Annotated in this window: 23 protein-coding genes; 13 read left to right on the forward strand and 10 right to left on the reverse strand. The window is 72.6% G+C overall.

Going from position 1 to position 22558, the window contains the following annotated elements; translation table 11 throughout:
* Positions 1 to 24: 24 nt before the first annotated feature.
* From hemL to ccsB, 5 genes are read left to right on the forward strand one after another with little or no spacing between them, the layout of a single operon-like run.
* Complete coding sequence (hemL, locus tag ACE3QY_RS03625; protein WP_374454637.1) at positions 25 to 1353, forward strand: glutamate-1-semialdehyde 2,1-aminomutase; 1329 nt, start codon at positions 25 to 27, stop codon at positions 1351 to 1353.
* Positions 1354 to 1355: 2 nt separating this feature from the next.
* Entirely contained in the window at positions 1356 to 2033 is a 678-nt protein-coding gene (locus ACE3QY_RS03630) for a histidine phosphatase family protein (RefSeq protein WP_374454638.1), read from the forward strand.
* Between the two features lie 44 nt (positions 2034 to 2077).
* A complete protein-coding gene (locus tag ACE3QY_RS03635; RefSeq protein WP_374454639.1) occupies positions 2078 to 2596 on the forward strand; it encodes a TlpA family protein disulfide reductase in 519 nt (172 codons plus the stop codon).
* Between the two features lie 9 nt (positions 2597 to 2605).
* Positions 2606 to 4225 (forward strand): cytochrome c biogenesis protein ResB, encoded by a 1620-nt coding sequence (locus ACE3QY_RS03640; RefSeq protein WP_374454640.1) that lies wholly within the window; start codon positions 2606 to 2608, stop codon positions 4223 to 4225.
* Positions 4222 to 5256 carry a c-type cytochrome biogenesis protein CcsB gene (gene ccsB, locus ACE3QY_RS03645; protein WP_374454641.1) on the forward strand — a complete coding sequence of 345 codons (1035 nt, stop codon included), beginning with the start codon at positions 4222 to 4224 and terminating at the stop codon, positions 5254 to 5256. Before ACE3QY_RS03640 ends, ccsB begins: the two co-directional genes overlap by 4 nt.
* On the opposite strand, the gene ACE3QY_RS03650 is transcribed toward ccsB, so the two are convergent.
* Positions 5170 to 5358, reverse strand: a complete 189-nt coding sequence (locus tag ACE3QY_RS03650; RefSeq protein ID WP_374454642.1) for a hypothetical protein — start codon at positions 5356 to 5358, stop codon at positions 5170 to 5172. The two genes, ccsB and ACE3QY_RS03650, sit on opposite strands and share 87 nt — an antisense overlap.
* A 36-nt stretch (positions 5359 to 5394) precedes the next feature.
* Between ACE3QY_RS03650 and ACE3QY_RS03655 the strand changes: the two genes are divergently transcribed.
* Entirely contained in the window at positions 5395 to 5658 is a 264-nt protein-coding gene (locus tag ACE3QY_RS03655) for a DUF4229 domain-containing protein (RefSeq protein ID WP_374454643.1), read from the forward strand.
* A 27-nt stretch (positions 5659 to 5685) separates the two neighbouring features.
* Here the strand turns inward: ACE3QY_RS03655 and ACE3QY_RS03660 are convergent, their stop codons facing one another.
* The 6 genes from ACE3QY_RS03660 to ACE3QY_RS03685 all read right to left on the reverse strand — a co-directional run bounded on the left by ACE3QY_RS03660 (position 5686) and on the right by ACE3QY_RS03685 (position 11475).
* Positions 5686 to 6942, reverse strand: coding sequence for a GNAT family N-acetyltransferase (locus ACE3QY_RS03660; RefSeq protein ID WP_374454644.1), 1257 nt, complete (start codon positions 6940 to 6942; stop codon positions 5686 to 5688).
* Positions 6943 to 6982: 40 nt separating this feature from the next.
* Positions 6983 to 7432, reverse strand: coding sequence for a DUF1707 domain-containing protein (locus tag ACE3QY_RS03665; protein WP_374454645.1), 450 nt, complete (start codon positions 7430 to 7432; stop codon positions 6983 to 6985).
* A 49-nt stretch (positions 7433 to 7481) separates the two neighbouring features.
* Positions 7482 to 8354 (reverse strand): 1,4-dihydroxy-2-naphthoate polyprenyltransferase, encoded by an 873-nt coding sequence (locus ACE3QY_RS03670; protein ID WP_374454646.1) that lies wholly within the window; start codon positions 8352 to 8354, stop codon positions 7482 to 7484.
* A 7-nt stretch (positions 8355 to 8361) separates the two neighbouring features.
* Positions 8362 to 9720: an MFS transporter gene (locus ACE3QY_RS03675; protein ID WP_374454647.1), complete on the reverse strand. Its 1359-nt coding sequence runs from the start codon at positions 9718 to 9720 to the stop codon at positions 8362 to 8364.
* 160 nt (positions 9721 to 9880) lie between these two features.
* The gene (locus ACE3QY_RS03680; RefSeq protein ID WP_374454648.1) at positions 9881 to 10168 is read right to left on the reverse strand and encodes a DUF1330 domain-containing protein; all 288 of its coding nucleotides are present in this window, start codon (positions 10166 to 10168) and stop codon (positions 9881 to 9883) included.
* 29 nt (positions 10169 to 10197) lie between these two features.
* Positions 10198 to 11475, reverse strand: a complete 1278-nt coding sequence (locus ACE3QY_RS03685; protein WP_374454649.1) for an MFS transporter — start codon at positions 11473 to 11475, stop codon at positions 10198 to 10200.
* A 37-nt stretch (positions 11476 to 11512) separates the two neighbouring features.
* On the opposite strand from ACE3QY_RS03685, the gene ACE3QY_RS03690 reads away from it, so the two are divergent.
* Genes ACE3QY_RS03690 through menD form a run of 3 tightly spaced genes read left to right on the forward strand, consistent with a single transcriptional unit; the run spans position 11513 to position 15086 of the window.
* Positions 11513 to 12532 carry an AMP-binding protein gene (locus tag ACE3QY_RS03690; protein WP_374454650.1) on the forward strand — a complete coding sequence of 340 codons (1020 nt, stop codon included), beginning with the start codon at positions 11513 to 11515 and terminating at the stop codon, positions 12530 to 12532.
* A complete protein-coding gene (locus ACE3QY_RS03695; RefSeq protein WP_374454651.1) occupies positions 12529 to 13473 on the forward strand; it encodes an o-succinylbenzoate synthase in 945 nt (314 codons plus the stop codon). The genes ACE3QY_RS03690 and ACE3QY_RS03695 overlap by 4 nt, the downstream gene beginning before the upstream one ends.
* Positions 13470 to 15086, forward strand: a complete 1617-nt coding sequence (gene menD / locus ACE3QY_RS03700; protein ID WP_374454652.1) for a 2-succinyl-5-enolpyruvyl-6-hydroxy-3-cyclohexene-1-carboxylic-acid synthase — start codon at positions 13470 to 13472, stop codon at positions 15084 to 15086. Before ACE3QY_RS03695 ends, menD begins: the two co-directional genes overlap by 4 nt.
* Positions 15087 to 15128: 42 nt before the next feature.
* Here the strand turns inward: menD and ACE3QY_RS03705 are convergent, their stop codons facing one another.
* The gene (locus ACE3QY_RS03705) at positions 15129 to 16340 is read right to left on the reverse strand and encodes a family 16 glycosylhydrolase (protein ID WP_374454653.1); all 1212 of its coding nucleotides are present in this window, start codon (positions 16338 to 16340) and stop codon (positions 15129 to 15131) included.
* 146 nt (positions 16341 to 16486) lie between these two features.
* On the opposite strand from ACE3QY_RS03705, the gene ACE3QY_RS03710 reads away from it, so the two are divergent.
* On the forward strand, positions 16487 to 17122 hold the full coding sequence (locus ACE3QY_RS03710) for an MBL fold metallo-hydrolase (protein ID WP_374454654.1): 636 nt from the start codon (positions 16487 to 16489) through the stop codon (positions 17120 to 17122).
* A gap of 4 nt (positions 17123 to 17126) precedes the next feature.
* Here the strand turns inward: ACE3QY_RS03710 and ACE3QY_RS03715 are convergent, their stop codons facing one another.
* On the reverse strand, positions 17127 to 18368 hold the full coding sequence (locus tag ACE3QY_RS03715; protein ID WP_374454655.1) for an isochorismate synthase MenF: 1242 nt from the start codon (positions 18366 to 18368) through the stop codon (positions 17127 to 17129).
* A gap of 118 nt (positions 18369 to 18486) precedes the next feature.
* Between ACE3QY_RS03715 and ACE3QY_RS03720 the strand changes: the two genes are divergently transcribed.
* The 3 genes from ACE3QY_RS03720 (at position 18487) to ACE3QY_RS03730 (ending at position 21543) form a co-directional block, all read left to right on the forward strand.
* Positions 18487 to 19662 carry an AMP-binding protein gene (locus ACE3QY_RS03720; protein WP_374454656.1) on the forward strand — a complete coding sequence of 392 codons (1176 nt, stop codon included), beginning with the start codon at positions 18487 to 18489 and terminating at the stop codon, positions 19660 to 19662.
* Between the two features lie 160 nt (positions 19663 to 19822).
* Positions 19823 to 21073 (forward strand): AMP-binding protein, encoded by a 1251-nt coding sequence (locus ACE3QY_RS03725; protein ID WP_374454657.1) that lies wholly within the window; start codon positions 19823 to 19825, stop codon positions 21071 to 21073.
* Between the two features lie 104 nt (positions 21074 to 21177).
* Positions 21178 to 21543: a hypothetical protein gene (locus ACE3QY_RS03730; protein WP_310254879.1), complete on the forward strand. Its 366-nt coding sequence runs from the start codon at positions 21178 to 21180 to the stop codon at positions 21541 to 21543.
* A gap of 15 nt (positions 21544 to 21558) precedes the next feature.
* Here ACE3QY_RS03730 and ACE3QY_RS03735 read toward each other — a convergent pair whose 3' ends face one another.
* A complete protein-coding gene (locus ACE3QY_RS03735; protein WP_374454658.1) occupies positions 21559 to 22551 on the reverse strand; it encodes a peptidoglycan-binding protein in 993 nt (330 codons plus the stop codon).
* Positions 22552 to 22558: the final 7 nt, after the last annotated feature.

A 22558-nucleotide genomic window follows, 5' to 3' on the forward strand; every position in this document is an offset into this window, starting at 1 on the left:
GCACGCCTACGTGACAATGACCCGGTGACCCCCGCGACGACCACCTCCACGACAGCGGCCAGCGACGCCCTCTTCGAGCGTGCGCGCGCGGTCACCCCTGGGGGTGTGAACTCACCGGTCCGGGCGTTCAACGCGGTCGGCGGGACGCCCCGCTTCATCACCTCGGCGTCCGGAGCCTGGCTCACCGACGCCGACGGCAACGACTACGTCGACCTGATCTGCTCGTGGGGGCCGATGCTCCTCGGCCACGCCCACCCCGACGTGCAGGCCGCGGTGGCCGGCGCGGTGGCCCGCGGCACGTCGTACGGCACGCCCACGGAGCCCGAGGTCGAGCTGGCCGAGGAGATCGTCGCCCGCACGCCCGTGGAGCGGGTCCGCTTCGTCTCCTCCGGCACCGAGGCCACCATGTCGGCGATCCGGCTCGCGCGCGGCGCCACCGGCCGCGATCTGGTGGTGAAGTTCAGCGGCTGCTACCACGGCCACGTCGACGCGCTGCTGGCCGAGGCCGGCTCCGGCGTCGCGACGCTGGCGGTGCCCGGCACCAGCGGCGTGCCCGCGAGCTCGGCGGGGGAGACCCTTGTCCTGCCCTACAACGACCGCGCCGCGGTGCTCGCCGCCTTCGAGGCGCACGGCCCGCAGATCGCCTGCCTGATCACCGAGGCCACCCCGGGCAACATGGGCATCGTCCCGCCGGCGCCGGGCTTCAACGCGTTCCTCGCCGAGACCTGCCGGGCCCACGGCGCGCTCTTCATCAGCGACGAGGTGATGACCGGCTTCCGCGCCACGGCGCAGGGCGGCTGGGGCCTCGACGGCGCGATCGAGGGCTGGACGCCCGACCTGATGACCTTCGGCAAGGTGATGGGTGGCGGCTTCCCGGCCGCGGCCTTCGGCGGCCGCGCCGACCTGATGGCGCACCTCGCGCCCGAGGGCCGCGTCTACCAGGCCGGCACGCTCTCCGGGAACCCGATCGCCACGACCGCCGGTCTCGCCGCGCTGCGGCTCGCGACGCCGGAGGTCTACGCCCACCTCGACGCCACCGCCCAGGCCATCCGGTCGGCGGCCGCCGAGGCGCTCACGGCGGCGGGCGTGCCCCACACGGTGCAGACCGCCGGCACGATGTTCTCGGTCTTCTTCCGCGACGCCCCGGTGCACGACTTCGCCGAGGCGAGCACGCAGGACACGGCCGCCTACGCGGCGTTCTTCCACTCGATGCTGGCGCAGGGCGTCTACCTGCCCCCGTCGGCGTACGAGGCGTGGTTCGTCTCCGCGGCCCACGACGACCGGGCGGTGTCCACCGTCCTCGACGCGCTCCCCGCGGCCGCGCTGGCGGCCGCCACGGCAGGAGGTCACTGAGCATGGGTGTGCAGACCACCGTCCACCTGCTGCGGCACGGCGAGGTGCACAACCCGGAGGGCGTGCTCTACGGCCGCCGCGACGGCTTCCACCTCTCCGACCTCGGCAACCAGATGGCGCAGCGGATCGCCGACAAGATCGGCGCCCGCGACATCACCCACATGCGGACCTCGCCGCTCGAGCGCGCGCAGGAGACCGGTGCACCGCTGGCAGCCGTCCGTGGCCTCACGCCGGTGGTCGACCCGCGCGTGATCGAGTCGAGCAACGCCTTCGAGGGGCTCAGCTTCGGCGACGGCGCGATGACGATCATCAAGCGGCCGCATCTGTGGCGCCACCTCTACAACCCGTTCAAGCCGTCGTGGGGCGAGCCCTACGACGAGATCGCCGGCCGGATGGTCGCCGCGATCCACGACGCCCGTGACGCCGCGCGTGGCCACGAGGCGGTGGTGGTCTCGCACCAGCTCCCGATCTGGACGACCCGGCTCTTCCTGGAGAAGCGCAGCTACCTCCACCACCCCAAGAACCGTCAGTGCACCCTGTGCTCGCTGACCAGCGTGGTCTTCGACGACGACCGCATGGTCCAGGTGCGCTACTCCGAGCCGGCCGGCGACCTGATCCCGGTCGGCGACCGCTCCGCGCCGTTCTCCGCCGGCGGTGCCACGCAGGAGGACCGGCCCTGAAGCTCCTCCGCTCCGTCCTCGTCCCCGTCGTCGCCTGCCTGCTCGTGCTGACGGGCTGCTCGAGCCTGTCCGGCACCGGCGACAAGGGCTACATCACCGGCACCGGCGTCCCGGTCGAAGTGGCGACCGCGGACCGGGAGGCGCCGCTCGAGCTCGCGGGGGAGGACCTCGAGGGCAACGCAGTCGACCTCGTCGAGCTGCGCGGCAAGCCCGTCGTGATCAACGTCTGGTGGTCGGAGTGCCCGCCGTGCCGGGTCGAGCAGCCCGACCTCAACGAGGCCGCCGCCGAGCTCGGCGACCGGGTCACCTTCCTCGGCGTCAACATCCGCGACTCCTCGGCCGAGAAGGGGCTGGCGTTCGTCCGGAACTTCGACGTCACCTACCCCTCCATCTACTCACCCGACGGCTCCGCGCTCCTGGCCTTCGCCGGCACGCTCAACCCCCGCTCCATCCCCAGCACCGTCGTCCTCGACGCCGAGGGCCGGGTCGCCGCGTCGGTCCAGGGGCGCATCCCCACGACCCAGACGCTCCTCTCGTTGGTCGACGTGGTGCTCGATGAGTGAGCGACCGCTGTGACCCAGCTCGACCGACGGCCGTCCGACGACCGCCAGGCCACCGCGCTGCCCGCGGACCTCAACGCCCGCGAGCTCGCCCGCTGGTCGTGGCGCCAGCTCACCTCGATGCGCACCGCGCTGGTGCTCCTGCTGCTGCTCGCGCTGGCCGCGATCCCCGGCTCGGTCATCCCGCAGGAGGACGTCGACTCGCTCGCGGTTTCCCAGTGGCGCGACAACCACCCCCGGCTCGCCCCGATCTGGGACCGGCTCGACCTGTTCGCCGTCTACGGCTCGGTGTGGTTCTCCGCGATCTACATCCTGCTGATGATCTCGCTCGTCGGCTGCATCGTGCCGCGTCTGTTCGTCTACGCCCGCGCGCTGCGCGCCCGCCCGCCGAAGGCGCCCCGCAACCTCTCGCGCCTGCCCGAGCACACGTCGTACGAGACCGACGAGGACCCGGACGCCGTGCTGGCGCGGGCGGCGCAGGTGCTGCGCAAGCGGCGCTACCGGATCGCGCGCGCCGACGACGGCAACTCCGTCGACGCCGAGCGCGGGCACCTGCGCGAGGCCGGCAACCTGCTCTTCCACCTCGCCGTCATCGTCGTGCTGGTCGGGGTCGCCATCGGCAGCCTGTTCGGCTACAAGGGCGGCGTCATCATGTACAACGGCGAGGACTACGGCTTCTCCAACAACCTCACCCAGTACGACGACTTCGCCCCCGGCAGCCTCTTCGACCCGACGGTCATGGAGCCCTTCGCCTTCAGCATCACCGACTTCGACGTCGACTGGATCGCGGACGGCCCCCGGGCCGGGATGGCGCGCAAGTTCGTCGCGCACCTCGACTACACGACCGAGCCGGGTGCCGAGACCCAGGAGTACGACCTCCGGGTCAACCACCCGCTGTCGATCGGCGGCACCGACATCTTCCTCATCGGCCACGGCTACGCGCCGGTGATCACCGTCCGCGACGGCGACGGCAACATCGCCCAGTCCGGGCCGACCGTCTTCCTGCCGACCAACGCCCGGACCTTCGAGTCCTTCGGCGTCGTGAAGGCACCCGACGCCCAGCCGACGCAGATCGGGCTGGAAGGCACCTTCTACCCCACCTTCTCGATGGGCCAGGACGCCGAGGGCAACCTCACGATGCCCGGCTCGGCCTGGGGCGACGCCCTCGACCCGCTGGTCTCGCTCAACGTCTACACCGGCGACGTCGGCCTCGACGACGGCACCAGCACCTCGGTCTACGTCCTCGACAAGACCAAGGCGGAGCAGGTCACCAAGGCCGACGGCCAGCCGTTCCGGATGGACCTGCGCCCCGGCGAGACGGTGAAGCTGCCCGACGGGCTCGGCTCGGTGACGTTCGAGGGCCTCCAGCGCTGGAACAAGATCCAGATCAGCCGCACCCCGGGCAAGCTGATCGCCCTGACCGGCGTCGTGGCCGCGCTGCTCGGCCTGCTCGGGTCCCTCTTCGTGCGCCCCCGCCGGCTGTGGGTGCGCGCCCGCCGCCGCGAGGACGGCACCACGCTGGTCGAGCTCGCGCGCCTCGACCGCTCGTCCGGGGGCGACCCGGAGTCCGGACGCACCGAGCTTGCTGGGATCGTGGCAGCACTGAGACAGGACCGAGAGGCACGACCATGACCGACGCACAGTGGGAGACCCTCAGCAACCAGGGCGTGGCCGCCGCAGGGGTGGTCTACTTCCTCGCGCTGCTGGCGTACGCCGTCCAGTGGGCGGCGCTGCGCGACGTCCCCGTCCGGCAGGCCGTCGCTGCCGGCGGCGGTACGCCGGTCCTCGAGGTCGAGGACGAGCAGCAGGCCGACCGGGTCGAGATGACCGGCCGCCTCGGCGTGCTGCTGACGTCGATCGGCGCCCTGGCCCACGCCATCGCCCTGCTCGGTCGTGGCATGGCTGCGGACCCCAACCGGGTGCCGTGGGGCAACATGTACGAGTTCACCCTCAGCGGCACCTTCGTCGTGGTCGCCCTGTTCCTCGCCACCACCCGCCGCTGGCGGCTCTCCTGGCTCGGCCCGATCGTGGTGGGCTTCGTGCTCTGCGTCCTGCTCGCCGACGTGCTGTGGCTCTACGAGCCCGTCGCGCCGCTCACCGAGGCCCTGGAGTCCTACTGGCTGGTGATCCACGTCGTCGCCGCGGTCATCGCGACCGGTGCGTTCACCCTCGGTGGCATCACCTCGATCCTCTACCTGCTCAAGGCCCGCTCGACCCGGGAGACCGGCTACCTCGCGCGCCTGCCCGAGCTGGCGGCGCTGGACCGGATCGCCTACCGGATGCACGCCTTCGGCTTCCCGGTGTGGACCTTCGGCGTGCTGATCTCCGGCCCGATCTGGGCGCACCAGGCGTGGTCGTCGTACTGGAACTGGGACCCCAAGGAGGTGTGGGCGTTCATCACCTGGGTGGTCTACGCCGCCTACCTCCACGCCCGCGCGACCGCGGGCTGGCGCGGGCGCAACGCCGCGCTGCTGGCGCTGGTCGGTGCCGCGACGCTGTGGTTCAACTTCATCGGCATCAACTTCTTCAGCACCACGAGCCAGCACTCGTACGCCGAGGGCGCCGCCCAGGAGCGCTCAGTCGTCCTCCGGGTCCCGGCGGCGTCGGTCGAGCCCGCGCAGGAAGTCCGGGTCGTCGTCGGGGCCGATCACCCGCGGGCGTGACGACGGGCCGTCCCCGCCGCCGCCGATCCGTCGGAGCGCGACCTTCACGAGCACCCACACGACGAACGCGATGACGGCCACCACGAGCAGGACCTTCAGCATTCCTCCAATGTAGACCCGCACGCCTAGGCTGGTGGCGTGAAGGAGTTCGTTGTCTACACCGCGCTGCGCGTCGTGCTCTTCCTCGCTTCCCTGGGCGTGGTCATCGGCGTCATGGCACTCCTCTTCGACGGCAGGTTCCACCTGTTCTGGGCGGTCGTGCTGGCGTTCCTGATCTCCGGCGTCGCGTCCTACTTCATCCTCGACCGGCAGCGCGAGGCCTTCGCCCGGCGCGTCGAGTCGCGGGCGGCCCGGGCCTCGGCGGCCTTCGAGGAGCGCAAGGCCCGCGAGGACGAGGACTGAGGCACCCGGAGGGCCTGCGGAAGGCCCTCAGAAGCCCGTGAGGCTGTACGGCGGGTCGCTGAGGTCGGCCATCGCCGCGAGGCGCGCCACGGCCTCCTCCGTGGCCTCCAGCCGCCCGGCGTGGTGCATCCGCCGGACCTCCACCTCGCCGAGGAAGAGCGAGGCCAGGGTCTCCGCGGTGAGGCGCACGTCGACCGGCCGGTCGGTGCGCGACACTGCCGCCACCCCCTCAGCTGTGGCGACCTCGTAGCGACCGGAGGCGTGGCCCTGCGCGTCGTCGACCTCGAGGACGACCGTGCCGTCGGCCGCCCACGGCCGCGCGGCCAGGCAGCGGGGCACGTCGAGCACGCGGAGCCACAGGAACTCCTCGACCTCGGTGACCTTCACGCGGTTCATGTCGGTCAGCGCCCACACGAGCGGGTCCTCGGGGTGGAACAGGTTGAAGGTCACCTTGTCCACGCGATCCATGTGGCCCAGGAAGGACCAGAAGGCGAGCTGGGCCTCGGGGGTGAGCGCGACCATCTCCTCGACCTTCACCGTCTGCTTCTCGCCGGGCTTGAAGAGCACGAAGCCGTCGACGGCACCGGCCGCGTCGAGGTGCACGGCGCCGCGGAGCTTGCGGTTGGCGCCACCGCTCTCGAAGTCGAAGGCGGCGCTGTGCATGTCCTCGTACTGCACCGGCCACTCGACCGAGCCGCGCTGGCGGGCGTGGAAGGTGTCGAAGACGGCCTTCACGTGCGGCCACGCGTCCGCGGGCTCGACGAGCTCGACGCGGCCGGTGTCGGCGAACGCGCGGAGCGAGAAGCCGGTCGAGGTGTCGACCTCGACGCCCGTCCGGAGGGTGGCGGCGCCGAAGCCCCACCGGCCGTAGATGGTCGTCTCGGACGCGGTCAGCGCGGCCATCGGCACGCCCTGGGCGGCGGCGTCGGCGAGGTCGTCCTCGATCATCCGCCGCAGCAGCCCCCGGCGACGGTGCGCGGCGCTGGTCGTGACGTCGGTGACCATCCGCAGCGGCAGGAGCTCGCGACCGGCGTTCAGGGTCTTGTCGAGGCTGGCGTACGTCGCGACCGGCATCGGTCCCGCGCCGAACTCGTCCTCGGGCAGCCAGGCGCCGCGCACGGTGACCTCGTCGGTGCGGTAGTGGCCGACCCAGCGGTCGACGAGCGCGTCCTCGGGACGGTCCTCGCGGAAGCCGCGCAGGACCGCGCCGATCCAGCCGCGCCGCCGGGCGGTGGCCTCCTCGGACTCGTCGTGGAAGTCGAGGATCGCGAAGTCGTAGTCCACCCGCTCCACGCTAGTGACGCGGGCGGGCGGCGGCCACGGATTATCGGTGCGTCAGCAGGTGCGAGCGCCGCGAGCCGTCCCCTCGCGGATAGGCGCGGCGATGCAGGGCGAGCAGGCCCGGCGTGAAGATCACCAGGAAGAAGATGCCACCGATGCGGTCACCGGCGTCGGAGCCCGCCAGCAGCAGCGCGACGCCCATGAGGACGAACGGCCCGGTGAACACCGCGACGACCCAGAAGAGCAAGCGGCGAGCCGTGCTCATGCCGGAGGAGAACGTCACGGTGGGCGGCGCGGGTGCCACCAGGCCCGTCAGGACCTGGTCGAGGTCTCCGTAGGTGCGTGCCGAGAGCGCTCGGGTGGAGCGGTCCGCGTGCTCCTCGGCGGTGAGGCGACCGTCGGCGAAGGCCTCGTTGAGGAGGGTGACGACCGCATCCCGCTCGGCGTCCGTCGCGAGCGTCGCTGCGCGCGGGTCGACGTAGTGCTGGGACATGCCCCGAGGATCCCACGCAGGCGGCGCCTCCGTGCCCGGAATGCGCGAGTCAGGACACGAAGAGCGGCACCGCGACCAGGACCGACCAGATCAGCTCGGCGGCACCGGTGCCCGCGAGCACCGGGATCAGCGCGGGGCCGGTGGCGCCGGTCAGGACCGCTCGCGTCGGTGCCGCGGCCCGCGCCAGGAAGCCGAGGCCGACGAGTGCCCACCAGGTCGTCGCGGCGGCGACCGCGACCACGGCGGCTGCTGCGACCAGGACGAGGAAGGCGTAGAGGTAGCGGGTGCGCTCGTCACCGAGGCGGACGGCGAGCGTGCGCTTGCCGGCGACCGTGTCGGTGGGGATGTCGCGCAGGTTGTTGGCGATCAGGATCGCGCAGGCGAGCGCGCCGACGCCGATGCCGGCGTAGAGGGCGGCCCACTCCCACGTCCGGGTCTGGACGTAGGTCGTGCCGATGACGGCGACGAGGCCGAAGAAGACGAACACCATGACCTCACCCAGCCCGAGGTAGCCGTAGGGCTTCTCGCCACCGGTGTAGAACCAGGCGGCGACCACGCAGACGGCTCCCACCGCGACCAGCCACCACGCCGTGGTGGCGGCGAGGACCAGCCCGGCCACCGCGGCGACCCCGAAGGCGGCGAACGCGGCCGACTTCACCGCGCGCGGCGTCGCGGCACCGGAGCCGACCAGGCGCATCGGACCGACCCGGTCGGCGTCGGTGCCGCGGATGCCGTCGGAGTAGTCGTTGGCGTAGTTGACCCCGACCTGCAGGGCCAGGCTGACCAGCAGCGCCAGGGCCGCCTTCCACCACACGAGCGCGTCGGCGTACGCCGCGACGCCGGTGCCGGCGAGGACGGGCGCGACGGCGGCAGGGAGGGTGCGCGGCCGGGCGCCGGCGATCCAGTCAGCGGTGGAGGTCACCGCTGGATCATGGCAGCACGTCCAGCGGGGAGTCGCCGCCGGGTTCGGCGGGCTGGGTGACCACGGGCGGCCCCACCGGAGCGTCCTCGACCGTGTGGGCAGCAGCGTCGGCCAGGACGTCGGCGGGGACGTGCTCCTCGAGGAAGCGCCGGGCCATCGCGGTCGACGGGTGCAGCCCCGCCGCTGCGACGACGACCACCCCGGCGATGACCAGCCAGCCGGCCGAGCCCCAGTTCATCGCGAGGAAGGTGAAGGCCGCCGGCGCCCAGACCCGGCCGAGCGTGCCGGCCAGCTCGGCGGCGCCCTGGTACTCGCCGCGGCGGCGCGGGTCCATCAGCTCGGCCTCGAACGTCCAGCTCGCGGCGGAGAGGTAGAGCTCGGCGCCGGTCAGCGTCACGTGGCCGAGGAAGAAGAGCAGGATCGTCCACAGGCCCACGGTGTGGTGCGTCGACAGCGTGATGACGCAGGAGATCACGAAGAAGAGGGTCGAGAGCCGGATCGCCCGCAGGGCCGTGGTGACGTCCTTGACCCCCCGCGCGGCCGCCATCGGCAGCACGATGCACATCACCGTGTTGGTGCCGAAGAGCAGCGACAGGATCACCCACGGGGCGTCGGTCTTGTCGACCAGCCACAGCGGGATGACGATGTTGAGGATCACCTGGTTGGTCCACAGCACGCCGTGGAAGAAGCTCGAGACCAGCCAGCCGACGTTCTTCATCGGGCCGGCGCCGGGGATCTTGACCTTGCGCTCCTCGGCGGTGCGCATGTCGTGGGCGGCGTGGGGCAGCCGCAGGATGTTGGCGGCGTTGAAGAGGAACACGATCGCGGTGAACACCGGGACGAACATCAGCAGGGTGATCGACTCCGGCCCGAGCGCGATGATGCCCAGCAACGAGCCCAGGGTGAAGCCGACGTTGAGCGCGGAGTACATGTAGGCGCGGGAGTTGACCCGCTCGTGCGGCGGCAGGACGTCGATCGTGTACGCCCCGTGGGCGACCCCACCGAGCGTGCCGACGACCTCCATCACCACCGCCATCGCGAGGTAGCCCTCGAAGCTGTCGATGAACGGCCAGACGCCGAACATCGCACCCTGGCCCGCCGAGCTGATCGCCCAGCAGCGCTTGGCGCCGAGCCGGTCGACGACGCGGCCCATCGGGTACGCCGTGATGAAGGAGGCGACCCCGGCGATGGTGAGGCCGAGACCCACCTGGACCGGGGTCAGCCCGACGACCTGGGTGAAGAACACCGCCGAGCCGGCCATGAACGTGCCCTCACCGAGGGCGAAGAGGAGCGACTGTGTCGCCAGGCGCCCCGCCAGCGGTGACGGTGGGGTGGCCTGCTGCTTGAGGGTCGACACGATGCTCATCGGGGACATTCTCACCCGGCCCTCCGACAGCCGTCCTGCGATTTACGAGGGTGTCTTTACCTTGCGCCCTCGCGCCGCTCCGGGTCCGAGGGTGGCGGCGTACGACATCGGATCGGGGGTTGGGGGTGTCGTCCGCCGCCACCTTGGTGGCCGCGAGCAGCTAGGCGCCGGGGACGACGCGCATGTCGCGGTCGGCGCCGCCGTCGAGGGCGCGCAGCGCCTCCTGGTAGGCCTCGCTGTCGTGGGCCGCGACGGCCGCCTCCACGGACGCGAACTCGATGACGATGGTGCGGGTCGACTCGCCCTTCTCGAAGGTGACCTCCGGAGTGCCACGCACCAGGAAGCGGCCACCCGCCGCGGTGAGCGCCGGCCCGGCCAGCACGGCGTACGCCGCCACCTTGTCGGGGTCGTGCACGGCCTTGTAGGTGGTGATCCAGTACGCAGTCATGGCGCCGACACTACGGCGCCCGTGCGACCTCAGGCCGCCGAGCCGTGGCGGGCGAGATAGCGCCCGGCGGCGCGGGCGGAGGGGCCCATGGTGAGGGTCGCGACGATGCAGATCGCGGCGATGGTGACCCAGCCCAGCGAGCCGTGCTCCATGGCGAGGAAGGTGAACAGGGCTGGCGCCCAGACGGACCCGAGCGTGCCACCGATGTGGGCCGCGCCCTGGTACTCCGCGCGCTGGTCGGCGTCGGTGAGCTCGGACATGAAGCCCCAGTGGCCGGCGGACTGGAAGAGCTCGGCCCCGGTCACCGTCACGTGGCCGAGCCAGACCAGGAAGATCGTCAGCCAGCCGATCGTGTCGTGGGTGACCAGCACGATGGCGCAGGAGAGCACGAAGAACCCCGCGGAGATGTACGACGCCCGCAGCGACCGGGCGACCGAGTCGACGCCGCGCGCGGCAGCGACCTGCAGGAGGACCGCCATCACGGTGTTGGTGCCGAACAGCCACGCGAGCAGCACCCGCGGTGCGTCGGTCTCCTCCACCAGCCAGAGCGGGATGACGATGTTGAGCAGCACCTGGTTGGTGCCGAGCACGCCGTCGCCGGTCATCAGGGCGAGGAAGGCGCGGTTCTTCAGCGCGGCGGGCTTGATGACCACCTCCTCGGTCGCCACCGGCTCCTTGGCGGGCGGATCGGGCAGGCGGGTGATCCAGTAGGCGTTCGCGAGCAGGATCACCCCGGTGAGGATCGGCACCGCGCGCACCACGGCGTCGCTGTCGGTGGCGAGCGCCAGTCCGCCGATCAGCGCACCGAGGGTGAAGCCGATGTTGAGCGCGGCCCGCATGAAGGCCTGCGACTGGACGCGCTCCTCCTTGGTGAAGATGTCGATGGTGTAGGCGCCGCGGCCGCTCCAGCCGGCCTGGCTGACGACCTCCAGCACGACCATCATCACGAGGTAGGCGGCGAAGCCGTGGATCACCGGCCAGACGAGGTAGAGCAGCGCCTCGAGCCCGGCGCCGATCGCCCACATGCGCTTGGTGCCGATCCGGTCGGCGAGCTTGCCCGCCGGCACGGCGAAGAAGAACGACGCGATGCCCGCGACGGTCAGGCCGAGGCCGACCTGGGCCGCGGACAGCCCGACGATCTGGGTGAAGAAGACCGCAGAGCCGGTGATGAACGTGCCCTCGCCGACCGCGAAGAGGATCGACTGGACCGACAGCGACCGGGCGAGCGGGTTCGGCGGCAGCTGCCGCTGGATCCAGGTGGGCCGCGGCTCCGCGCGGGGTCCTGCCTGCTCGTCGGTCTCCTCCATCGCAGACCATCGTGGCAGAACGGATAGCGTGGGTCGCGTGAGTTTCCTGCGGCCCTCCGACGAGCCCTCGGTCGCGGTCCGGCAGCTCGCGCAGTGGCTCGAGGCCACCGACCCGGACCCCCTGCTCATCGAGACCTCGGGGTCGACGGGCCGGCCGAAGGGCGTGGTGCTGGAGCGCGACGCCGTGGTCGCGAGCGCGGAGGCGTCCGCCCGCCGGCTGGAGGGCTCGGGGCGCTGGCTGCTGGCGCTGCCGTCGTCGTACGTCGCCGGGGTGCAGGTGGTCGTCCGGTCCCTCCTCGCCGGCCACGAGCCGATTGTCGTCGACGGCCTGGCCGTTGCCCGGGCGGCCGCTGCCGACCGGACGGACACCCCCGCCTTCATCTCGCTGGTGCCCACGCAGCTGCACCGGATCCTCGGCGACCCCGTCCAGATCGCCGCCCTCGCCCGCATGCACACCGTGCTGGTCGGTGGCGGCGGGCTCGACGCCCAGCTGCGCGCCCGCGCCGAGCAGGAGGGCGTCCACGTCGTCGTCACCTACGGCTCCTCCGAGACGGCCGGCGGGTGTGTCTACGACGGCCGCCCGCTCGACGGCGTCGAGCTGGCCCTCGACGACACCGGCCGGGTCCGCATCGGCGGGCCGACCCTGTTCAGCCACTACGACGCGGACCCGGCGCTCACCGCGGAGTGCCTCGTCGACGGCTGGTTCCTGACCTCCGACACCGGCCGCTTCGACGAGACCGGCCGGCTGCGGCTCACCGGCCGCATCGACGACGTGGTGATCAGCGGGGGCGTGAAGATCCCGGCCCCGGCGGTGGCCGAGCGACTGCGCCAGCACGCGCTCGTGGAGGACGCCGAGGTGTTCGGCGTGCCCGACGTCGAGTGGGGGCAGCGCGTGGTCGCCGTCCTGGTCGGCACCGCGGCCGACCCCGAGCTGCGCGACTGGGTCGGGATGGTCCACCCGCGCTCGTGGGCGCCGAGCCAGTTCGTGTGGGTCGACGAGCTGCCGCGGCTGCGCAACGGCAAGGTCGACCAGCAGGCGATCCGGGCGGCGCTGTGACGCACGTCTTCTCGATCCCGCTCCGCACTCGCTTCCGCGGCATCACCGTCCGCGAGGGGGTGCTGCTCCGCGGCGACGCCGGCTGGGGCGAGTGGTCGCCGTTCCTGGAGTACGACGACGCCGTCGCGCGTCCCTGGCTGGCTTGCGCACGCGAGGCGGCCGACGAGGGCTGGCCCGAGCCGCTGCGCGACCTCGTGCCGGTCAACGTCACCGTCCCGGCGACGGACCCCCAGCGGGCCCACGCCATCGTGCGCGCGGGCGGCTGCCGCACTGCCAAGGTCAAGGTCGCCGAGCACGGCCAGACCCTGGCCGACGACGTCGCCCGGCTGGAGGCGGTCCGCGACGCGATCGGCCCCGACGGGCTGGTCCGCGTCGACGCCAACGGCGCCTGGGACGTCGACGGAGCGGTCGCCGCCATCGCGACCCTCGACCGAGCGGCCGGTGGCCTGGAGTACGTCGAGCAGCCGGTCGTGAGCGTCGAGGACCTCGCCGTCGTACGTCGCCGGGTCGAGGTGCCGATCGCCGCGGACGAGTCGATCCGGCGGGCCGAGGACCCCTACCGGGTGCGCGACCTCGAGGCCGCCGACATCGCCGTGCTCAAGGTCCAGCCGCTCGGCGGCGTGCGTGCCTGCCTGCGGATCGCCGAGGACATCGGCCTGCCGGTGGTGGTGTCGAGCGCGGTCGAGTCGAGTGTCGGGATCGCTGCGGGCGTCGCCCTGGCGGCGGCCCTTCCGGAGCTGCACCACGCGTGCGGCCTGGCCACGGTCCAGCTGCTCACCGACGACGTCGTGGCGGAGCCGCTGCTCCCGGTCGACGGCATGCTCCCGGTGGTGCGGCCCGACGTCGACGAGGCCGCGCTCGCCCGGCTGGCGGCCACCCCGGACCGGGTCGACCACTGGCGTCGCCGGCTGGACGCCGTACGGCAGGATCGGGACTCGTGACCAACCCCTCGACCGCGCTCGCCCGCACGGCCGTCACGGCGCTCCGCGGCTCCGCGGTCCGTGAGGTCGTCGTCGCGCCGGGGTCCCGCAACGCGCCGCTGTCCTTCGCGCTCTACGACGCCGCCCGGGCAGGCGGGATCCGGCTGCACACCCGGGTCGACGAGCGCACCGCGGCGTTCCTCGCACTCGGCCTGGCGAAGGTGAGCGGCCGGCCCGCAGCGGTCACCTGCACGTCCGGCACCGCCGTGGCCAACTTGCTGCCCGCGGTCGTCGAGGCCGCCCACGCCGGGGTGCCGCTGGTCGTGGTGACCGCCGACCGCCCGGCCCGCATGCGGGGCACCGGCGCCAACCAGACCACCGAGCAGGACGGCATCTTCGGCGCCTTCGCGCCGACCCTCGACGTCGCTGCCGGGCAAGAAGGAGCCGGCCTCGACGAGCTGCTCGCCTTCCTGCGCAGCCACGGGCACCGCCGTCCGGTGCACCTCAACCTCCAGCTCGACGAGCCCCTGCTGCCGGACGACGGCGGCTGGGACGGGGGAGAGGCTCCCGACTGGATCGTCGCGGAAGCGGGTGTGGCGGCGGAGAGCCTCGTCCTCGACCCCGGACCGCGCACGGTCGTGGTCGCGGGCGACGACGCCGGGCCGCCGGCCCGCGTGCTCGCCGAGAAGGCGGGGTGGCCGCTCCTGGCCGAGCCGTCCAGCGGCTGCCGCACCGGCGACAGCGTGGTCCGCACCTACCGGCTGCTGCTCGCCGGCGAGCTCGGTGCGCAGGTCGAGCGGGTGGTGGTCCACGGCCACCCGACCCTCTCGCGCCCGGTCTCCCGGCTGCTGGCCCGCACCGACGTCGAGGTCGTCTCCGTGCGCTCGAGGGGTCGGTGGGCCGAGCGGCCCTTCCCTGTCGGGCACGAGGTCGACCACGTCGACGTCAGCGGCCCGAGCGACCCCGCCTGGTCCGCGCAGTGGCGCGACGCCGACCGCCGCGTCTCGCGGGACCTGGACGCCCTGCTGGCGGCCGAGCCCGACCTGACGCCGTACGAGGTGGCGGGCGCGGTCAGCCGGGCCCTGCCCCCGCGCGGCCTGCTCTTCGTCGGCGCGAGCAACCCGGTGCGCGACCTGGACCTGATGGTCGCCCCCTACGAGGTCGGCGGCCGCCGCAAGGTGATCGCCAACCGCGGGCTCGCCGGCATCGACGGCACGGTCAGCTCGGCGGTCGGGGCCGCGCTCGGGCGCCCGCGGTCATCGCGCGCGATCGCGCTGATGGGCGACGTGACCTTCCTGCACGACACCACTGGCCTGGTGATCGGTCCCCGCGAGGAACGCCCCGACCTGACGATCGTCGTGGTCAACGACGACGGCGGCTCGATCTTCGCCACCCTGGAGCAGGGGGCGCCGGAGCACGCCGACCGGTTCGACACCCTCTTCGGCACCCCGCACGGCGTCGACCTGGCGTCGCTGTGCGCGGCGATGCGCGTCCCGCACCTGCGCGTCGCCAGCCTGCCCGAGCTCGAGCACGCCCTGTCCTCGCCCAACGGCGGCATCGAGGTGGTCGAGGCGCGGGTCCGGCGTGACAACCGGCGCGAGCTGGACGAAAAGATCCGCGCGCTGACCCTCTAGGAGGATCAGCGCGCGGACGGTGCTGCTGGGTCGTTCAGTCGATCAGGCCTGCGGGGTCTCCCACACGCGCACCCAGTCGACGTACATGTGCTGCGGCAGCTTGGAGTCCTTCATCTCCAGCGCCTCGTAGTCCGAGGCGAGCAGGCTCAGGATGAGGTACTGCTGGGCCTTGGACACGCGGGCCGAGGTGCGCCAGGTCTCCTTGCCGTCGATGCGGAAGATGATCGACTTCGGGGTCCACTGCACCGAGAAGACGTGGTAGTTCTTCGACCAGCCGTCCTTCTTGTTCTTCAGGTAGGACTTGGAGTCCTTGATCCACGAGCCGGTCTTGATCAGGCGCTTGCCCTTGTACCAGTGGATGAAGCTGGTGAGGCCGCCCTGCGGGTGCTTGTCGCCGAAGTACTCGATGACGTCGATCTCGTGGCCGTCGCTGCCCGGCTGGTTCTCGCCGAGCGGCTGCAGCCAGAAGCTGGCGTGCTGGCCCTGGGCCTTGTGCATCTTGATGCGCGCGGCGGCGACGCCGTACTTGAAGTTGAAGCCGTCGCGCGTGCCGACGTGGCCGTTGAGGCGGTAGGAGATCTTCTTCTTCAGCTTGCGGGACTTCGCCAGGCACTTGCCCGAGCGCGACTTGTCCTTGATGACGCTCAGGCGCAGCGCGCCGCTGCCGACCTTGACGGCCGACGGGTCGCCCTTGGAGCAGTAGCGCTTGCTGGTGGGCTCGTAGCCCTGGCCGCGCATGCTCCACGCGGAGCCGAGCGTGCTGCCGGCGAACTCGTCGCTGAAGGTCGGGGTGATCCAGGGCGACGTGTCGTCGGTGCCGCTGGTGACCTTCTTGAGGCCCTTGTACTTCTCCGCGGTCACGCGGTAGGTGAGCGGCTGGCCGCCCTTGGAGACCAGGGCGGAGAAGTAGGCGCGGCCCGACTTCTCCTGCTTGGCGGTGCCGACCTTCTTCCACGAGGAGCCGTTGAGCTGCTCGAGGACGAGCTTGCGGCCGACCTTGACCGGCTTGAGCGTCGCGGTGACAGCAGCCTTGGCGCTGTCGGCGCTGGCGACGCCACGGCCCTGCTGGACGATCTGGGGCAGCACCTCCAGCGAGATCTTCTGACCGGCCTTCTTCCGTGCCGACGTCGACGCGGACTGGGCCGCGGAGTCGGAGGCGGAGTCGTTGGCCGAGCCGGACTCGGTCGTCAACATCAGGGACGCGGGCAGGAGCAGCGCGGCGACGCTGCCTGCGAGCACGCGGCGTGCAGACATGTGAACTCTCTTCGTCTCGGGTGCGATTCGGTGGTTCCCCCAGGGCACTCCACCCGTCGGAGGCGGCACCACCCTAACCGCGCACCCCACGCGTTCCGCATTCGACACCGCATCTCGCCCCGCATCCGCAGGCATAGTCTGGCGTCATGCGCATCACCAAGTTCGGGCATGCCTGTGTGCGGATCGAGGAGGCCGGGCGGGTGCTCGTCCTCGATCCGGGGGTGTTCACCGACGCGGAGGCACTCGCCGGCGCGGACGCCGTGCTGATCACGCACGAGCACGCCGACCATGTGCATCCCGACCACCTCCGGGGCAGCGACGCGCCCATCTGGACCATCGCCGCCGTGGAGCGCCGGCTCCGTGACGAGGCGCCCGAGGTGGCCGAGCGCGTCACCGTCGTGCGGCCCGGCGACCGGCTCGAGGTGGCCGGCGTCGCCGTGGAGGTCGTCGGCGAGAAGCACGCGGTGATCCACCGCGACTACGACCGCTTCGACAACTCCGGCTACCTCCTCGAGGCCGGGGGCCACAGCGCGTACCACCCGGGTGACTCGCTCACGGTGCCCCCGCGTGCGGTCGACGTGCTGTTCGCGCCGGTGAGCGCCCCGTGGCTCAAGGTCTCCGAGGCGATCGACTTCGTCCGCGAGGTCGCCGCGCCGAGGGCCCTGGCGATCCACGACCGCGTCTACAGCGACGTCGGCCTCGACATGGTCGCCACCCACATGGCCAACCTGCTGCCCGACGGCGTCGGCTTCGAGCGCCGCCAGCCGGGCGAGGACCTCTAGCCGCTCAGCCGGCCTCGAGGGCGTCCCGCACCGGGACGAACTTCGCCTGCGACTCGGCCAGCTCGGCCTCGGGGTCGGAGCTGGCGACGATCCCGCAGCCGGCGAAGAGGCGTACGCCGCCCTCGGTGACCATGGCCGAGCGCAGCGCGATGCCCCACTCGCCGTCGCCCGAGGCGTCCATCCAGCCGACCGGGCCGGCGTAGCGGTCGCGCGGCATGCCCTCGATCTCCTCGATCAGGCGGGTGGCAACCGGGGTCGGGGTGCCCCCGACGGCGGCCGAGGGGTGCAGCGACTCGGCGAGCTGGAGCGAGGTCGCGACGTCGTGGACCACGCCGTTCACGTCGGTCGCCAGGTGCATCACGTTGGGGAGGTGCAGCACGAACGGCGCCTCGGGGACGTTCATCGACGAGCAGTGCGGCTCGAGCGCGTCGGCGACGGAGCGCACGGCGTACTCGTGCTCCTCGAGGTCCTTCGACGAGCGGGCCAGCGTGGCCGCGAGGGCGAGGTCGCGCTCGTCGTCGCCCGTGCGCCGGATCGTGCCGGCGAGCACGCGGGAGGTCACCAGGCCGCGCTCGCGGCGCACCAGCATCTCCGGCGTGGCACCGAAGAGCCCGTCGACGTGGAAGGTCCAGCACATCTCGTAGTGCTCGGCGAGGCGGCGCAGCGGCCAGCGGACGTCGAGCGGCTCGTCGGTGGTGGCGATGAGGTCGCGCGCCAGCACGACCTTCTCGAGCTCGCCCGCGGAGATACGGGAGACGGCCTCGGCGACGACGGACATCCACTCCTCGCCGTTGCGGGCGCCGTCGGAGAAGGTGAGGCCGACCGGGGGCCGGGGCGCCGGTGCGGGCCCGAGGGTGGGGGCGTCGACCGACACGGTGGTGAGCCAGGTGCGGTCCCCGCGGCGACCGACGACGACCTGCGGGATCACCAGCACGGAGTCGCCGGGCTCGTCGGCGAAGGCGAAGGCCCCGAAGGAGACCAGGCCCGTGCCGGGCTCGGCGACCCGGTCGTCGACCTCGGCGCGCGCCACGGTCTCCGACCACCACTTCACCGCGTCGCTGAAGCGGGTCGGGCCGGAGGTCTCCAGGCGGGCCGCGACACCCCAGCCGACGAGGCCCTCGCCACGGCGCAGCCAGCTGACCGGCTCCTGCTCGGGCAGCAGGTCGAGGAGGGGGAGGTCCGCCAGGTCCACCGGGACGGTGCGCACGACGAGTGGCGGGGTGGAGGCGGACGCGGGGGTCGTCACGAGGGGAGAGCGTACGCCGGGGTCTCCACTGCTCGTGAAAGAGATCGGCAAACCGCGAACAGGAGCGACGTGGATCACCTAGGTTGCCGCCGTACACGACGTACGGAGGAGCCCGCAAGTGCCTGTTCACGAATCGCCACTCACGCGGCTGGAGCGCCACGCGCGCGGCCGCGCGCTCGAGGTCGCGGTCGCCGAGCAGCGCGGCGACGGGTGGGCCTCGCTGACCTGGAACGAGCTGTACCGGCGGGTGATCGACGGCGCCGCCGGCATGATCGAGGCCGGCGTCAACCCCGGCCAGGTCGTGGTCATCCGCGTCCCCACCGGCATCCGCCAGCTCGAGCTCGAGCTGGCCACCCGGGTCGCCGGCGCCGTGCCGCTCCTGCTGCCCGAGCACCTGGACCCCCGCGAGGTCGGCCGGCTGCTCGACGAGATCGAGGTGCGCCTCGTGATCGTGGACCACGAGAGCCGACTGGCGCTGCTGCGCCGGGCCGGCCTGATGGACGCGCAGCTCTTCGAGTGCGACGACCGGTCGTGGGAGCGGCTGCGGGGGATGGGCCTGGACCGCCGCAAGCGCCACCCCGACCTGCTCCGCTGGGTCGACTCGGCCCGGGCGGGCGTGCCGTCCAGCGCCGTGCTGGGCCTGCCGCGCGAGAAGAGCCAGGCCTGGCTCTTCCGCCCCGAGTCCTCCGGCACCCTCGCCGACCTCGTCGCCGACGACGTGGTGCTCCTCACCGGTGAGGCCACCGACCGGTTCACGACCGTCGTGCGCGACGCGCACCTGACGGCAGGCTGCCTGCTGGTCTGGGTGGAGCAGCCCCACCAGCTCGAGGCCGCGCTGGCGAAGCACTCGCCCACGCACGTGCTGCTCGACCACGTCACCGCCCGGGTCCTCGAGGACCTGATGGTCGCGGGCCGCATCGACGGCGAGCCGTGGCACGAGACCCCGCAGGAGGTCCTGGAGGCCACCTCGGCCCGGGTCGCCGAGGCCAGGCTCAGCTCGCGGACGAAGAAGCTCGCGGCCGACGTCTCCGCCCTGGCTCCGTGGTGGGGCGGCCGGCTGCGCGTCCTCGTCCTCGACACCCGGGTCAACCGCACCATCAGCGGCCTGGCCACGACCCTCGGCTTCCGGATCGGCCGCATCGCGCACCACCCGGCGGTCAAGCTCGACCTGGCCGCCGAGCACGCGGTCGTGGCCGTCCCGGCGGCCCCGGCCGTCGAGGTGCCCGACGCCGAGCTCCCGCGTCGCGGCGGTCGCAACGGCCTCGACTCGGCCTTCACGCTCTCGGGCTCCTAGCCCCCGCGGGCCGTCGGTGTGACCCCCGCGTCCCACGTGCTGGGACGTACCACAGAAATCGACCACCGCACATCAACGGGCGGGTAACAACCCGGACGCGAGCGCAGGCTCGCGAAACGATTGAGCCCTCAACCGTTCCGGCCGCAGAGGGGGTTCTCAGGTGGCCTACATCCCGGTGACCCGCGCTCCCGCGCTGCCGACCGACGCCGTGGCCGCGACAGGCGCCGCGTCGCAGTTCAGCACGATCCAGGAGCACGCCCGCACCCGTGGCGACGACATCGCCTACGTCGTGCAGGCCGGCCAGGAGCGGGCCTACCGCACCTGGGCGCAGGTCGCCGTTGCGGTGGAGCGCGCCGGTGCCGGGCTCGTGCGCAGCGGCCTGCGCGCCGACCAGGTCGTGGTGTCGCTGCTGCCTGCCGGGCACGCCTGGCCCGAGCTCGACCTGGCCCTCCAGGCCATCGGCGCGGTCGTCGTCCAGGTCTCCCCGGACGCCACGACCGACGACCTGGTGCGCGAGCTGGAGGGCGTCGACGTACGCCTCGTGGTGGCCGAGGCGGAGGCCGACCTGCGCCGCCTCCAGGGCCTGACCTTCCGCTCGGCCGAGATGTTCGCCCTCGACGGCGGACGGGGCTGGGACCGGCTGCTGACCCTCGGCGCCGAGCGGCTGACGATGGACCCCGACGCCGTCTCGCGGGCCGACCGGGTCGTCGACCCGACGCTCGCCGGTCCCCGGCTGCTGCGCGCCGATGCCGGGCTGGGCCGCGTCGTGCCGCCGGCCGACCAGGGTCTCGTGCTGGCGCCGGACGCCGTCGTCGTGCTCGTGGGCGACGTCGCTGACCCCACCGTCGAGCTGGTGCGGGCAGCCCACGTCGCGGCGGGCTGCACGCTGCGCCACCTCCCGGACGGTGCCGTGCTGGCAGGCGAGCTGGCGGACCTCGGACCGACGGTGCTGGCGGTGTCGTCGGCGGCCGCGGCCGACCTGCCGCTCCTCCTCGCCGCCTCACCCGCACCTGCCGTGCTGCGCCGGCGATCGAGCCGCGCCCGCGGCAACGACCTCGACGCGCTGCGCGCCTTCCTGGGCGGCCACCTCGACCAGGTGGTCGCGCCCGAGCTGCCCGACCGCGTCGCGCGCGTGCTCGCCGAGCTCGACGCCGGGACCTGGTCGTCGGTCGCCGACCTGCTCCCCGCCGACCTCCCCGTCCCGCCGCCCGTGCTGGTGGGGGACTCCTCGACGCTGCCGCGCCGGTCCCGACAGGAGCCGGGACGCGACTTCCAGTTCGACAACGACCGGGAGCCCACGGTGGCGGAGCCCGAGCCGTCGGCCTTCGACCTCCCGTCGCTGCCGCTCTTCGGCGGCGAGTCCTTCCTCGACAAGCTGCTGATGGCCCAGGCCAAGAAGGGCGCCTCATGACGGAGCGACGCTCCCGACTCACCCTCAGCGTGCGCCGCCGCTCGCGCCGCGCGCCCCAGAACCCTCCTGACCGCGGTGGTCAGGAAGAACACAAAGGAACTGACATGACGAACGTTGACGTGATCCTCAAGGAGGCCGTGGGCATCGACGGCGCCGTCGCCGCCCTGCTCGTGGACTACCAGTCGGGCATGGCCCTCGGCCAGGCCGGTGACGCCACCGCCCTCAACCTCGACGTCGCGGCCGCCGGCAACACCGACGTGGTGCGCTCCAAGATGCGCACGATGGAGAGCCTCGGCCTCGACGACCACATCGAGGACATCCTGATCACCCTGGGCAAGGCGTACCACCTGATCAACCTGCCCAAGGGTCACCCGGGCCTGTTCATCTACCTCGTGCTCGACAAGGGCCGCGCGAACCTCGCCATGGCCCGCCACAAGCTGGCCACGCTCTCCACCCAGCTCGAGATCTGAGCGCCGCGGCCCTGGTCAGGATCGGTAGACGATCACCGCGTCGCCGATCCTGACCTGGTCGAAGAGCCACTCGACGGCCGCCCGGTCGCGCGCGTTGACACACCCGTGCGAGGCCCCGGCGTAGCCGTTGGCGGCGAAGTCGGGGGAGTAGTGCACGGCCTGCCCGCCGGAGAAGAACATCGCGAACGGCATCGGGGTGTCGTAGAGGCTCGACACGTGGTCACGCGACTTCCTGAAGACCGCGAAGGCGCCCTCGCGCGTCGGCAGCTCGTCGGAGCCGAACCGGACCTCGACGGTCCGGAGCACGACGCCGTCGACCACCCAGCGCAGCGAGCGGGACGTCTTGTCCACGCACATCGCACGCCCGGTCGTGCAGCGCGGGTCGAGCGCCGGGCCGGCCGGCACGATGTTGAACAGCTCGGCCTTGGTCGGCTGCCGGGTCATCTCCTTGAGCCGCGAGAGCGTACGCCGGTCGACCTGGCCGGTCACCGGGATCCGGCGCCTCGCCTGGAAGCCCTCGACGGCCGTCACGGTCGCGCCGGTGAAGCGGCCCGTCACCCGGCCGTCGTACCAGCGCACCTGCTTGAGGCGGGCCTGCACCTGGCGCACCCACATGCCGCGGTCGCCGTGCTGGAGCAGCGGACGCCCGGGCGTGTAGACGTTGTGGAGCGCCTCGGTGGTGGGCTCGGTGGTCAGGCCGGTGATCTTCCGCCAGGTGCGCTGGTCGACGACGCCGTCGGCGGTCCACCCGCGACGGCGCTGGAAGGTCGCGACGCCGGCCTGGGTCTCCCGGTCGAAGCGGCTGGTGACGACCTCGGAGTGCAGGTCGAGCTGGTGCAGCCGGCTCTGCAGCTCGCGGACCCGCCAGCCGGTGTCGCCGAGCTGCAGCGGGACGAAGGCGCTGCGTGGCGCGGTGGTCGCGGACGCAGCTCCTGCCGTGGTGCCCGTGGCGCCGCTGAAGGCGCAGAGCAGCACGAGGAGCAGCGCGAGCAGGCGGTGGCGTGACATGAGGTCC

The sequence above is a fragment of the Nocardioides sp. genome (assembly GCF_041913365.1).
GTDB lineage: Bacteria > Actinomycetota > Actinomycetes > Propionibacteriales > Nocardioidaceae > Nocardioides.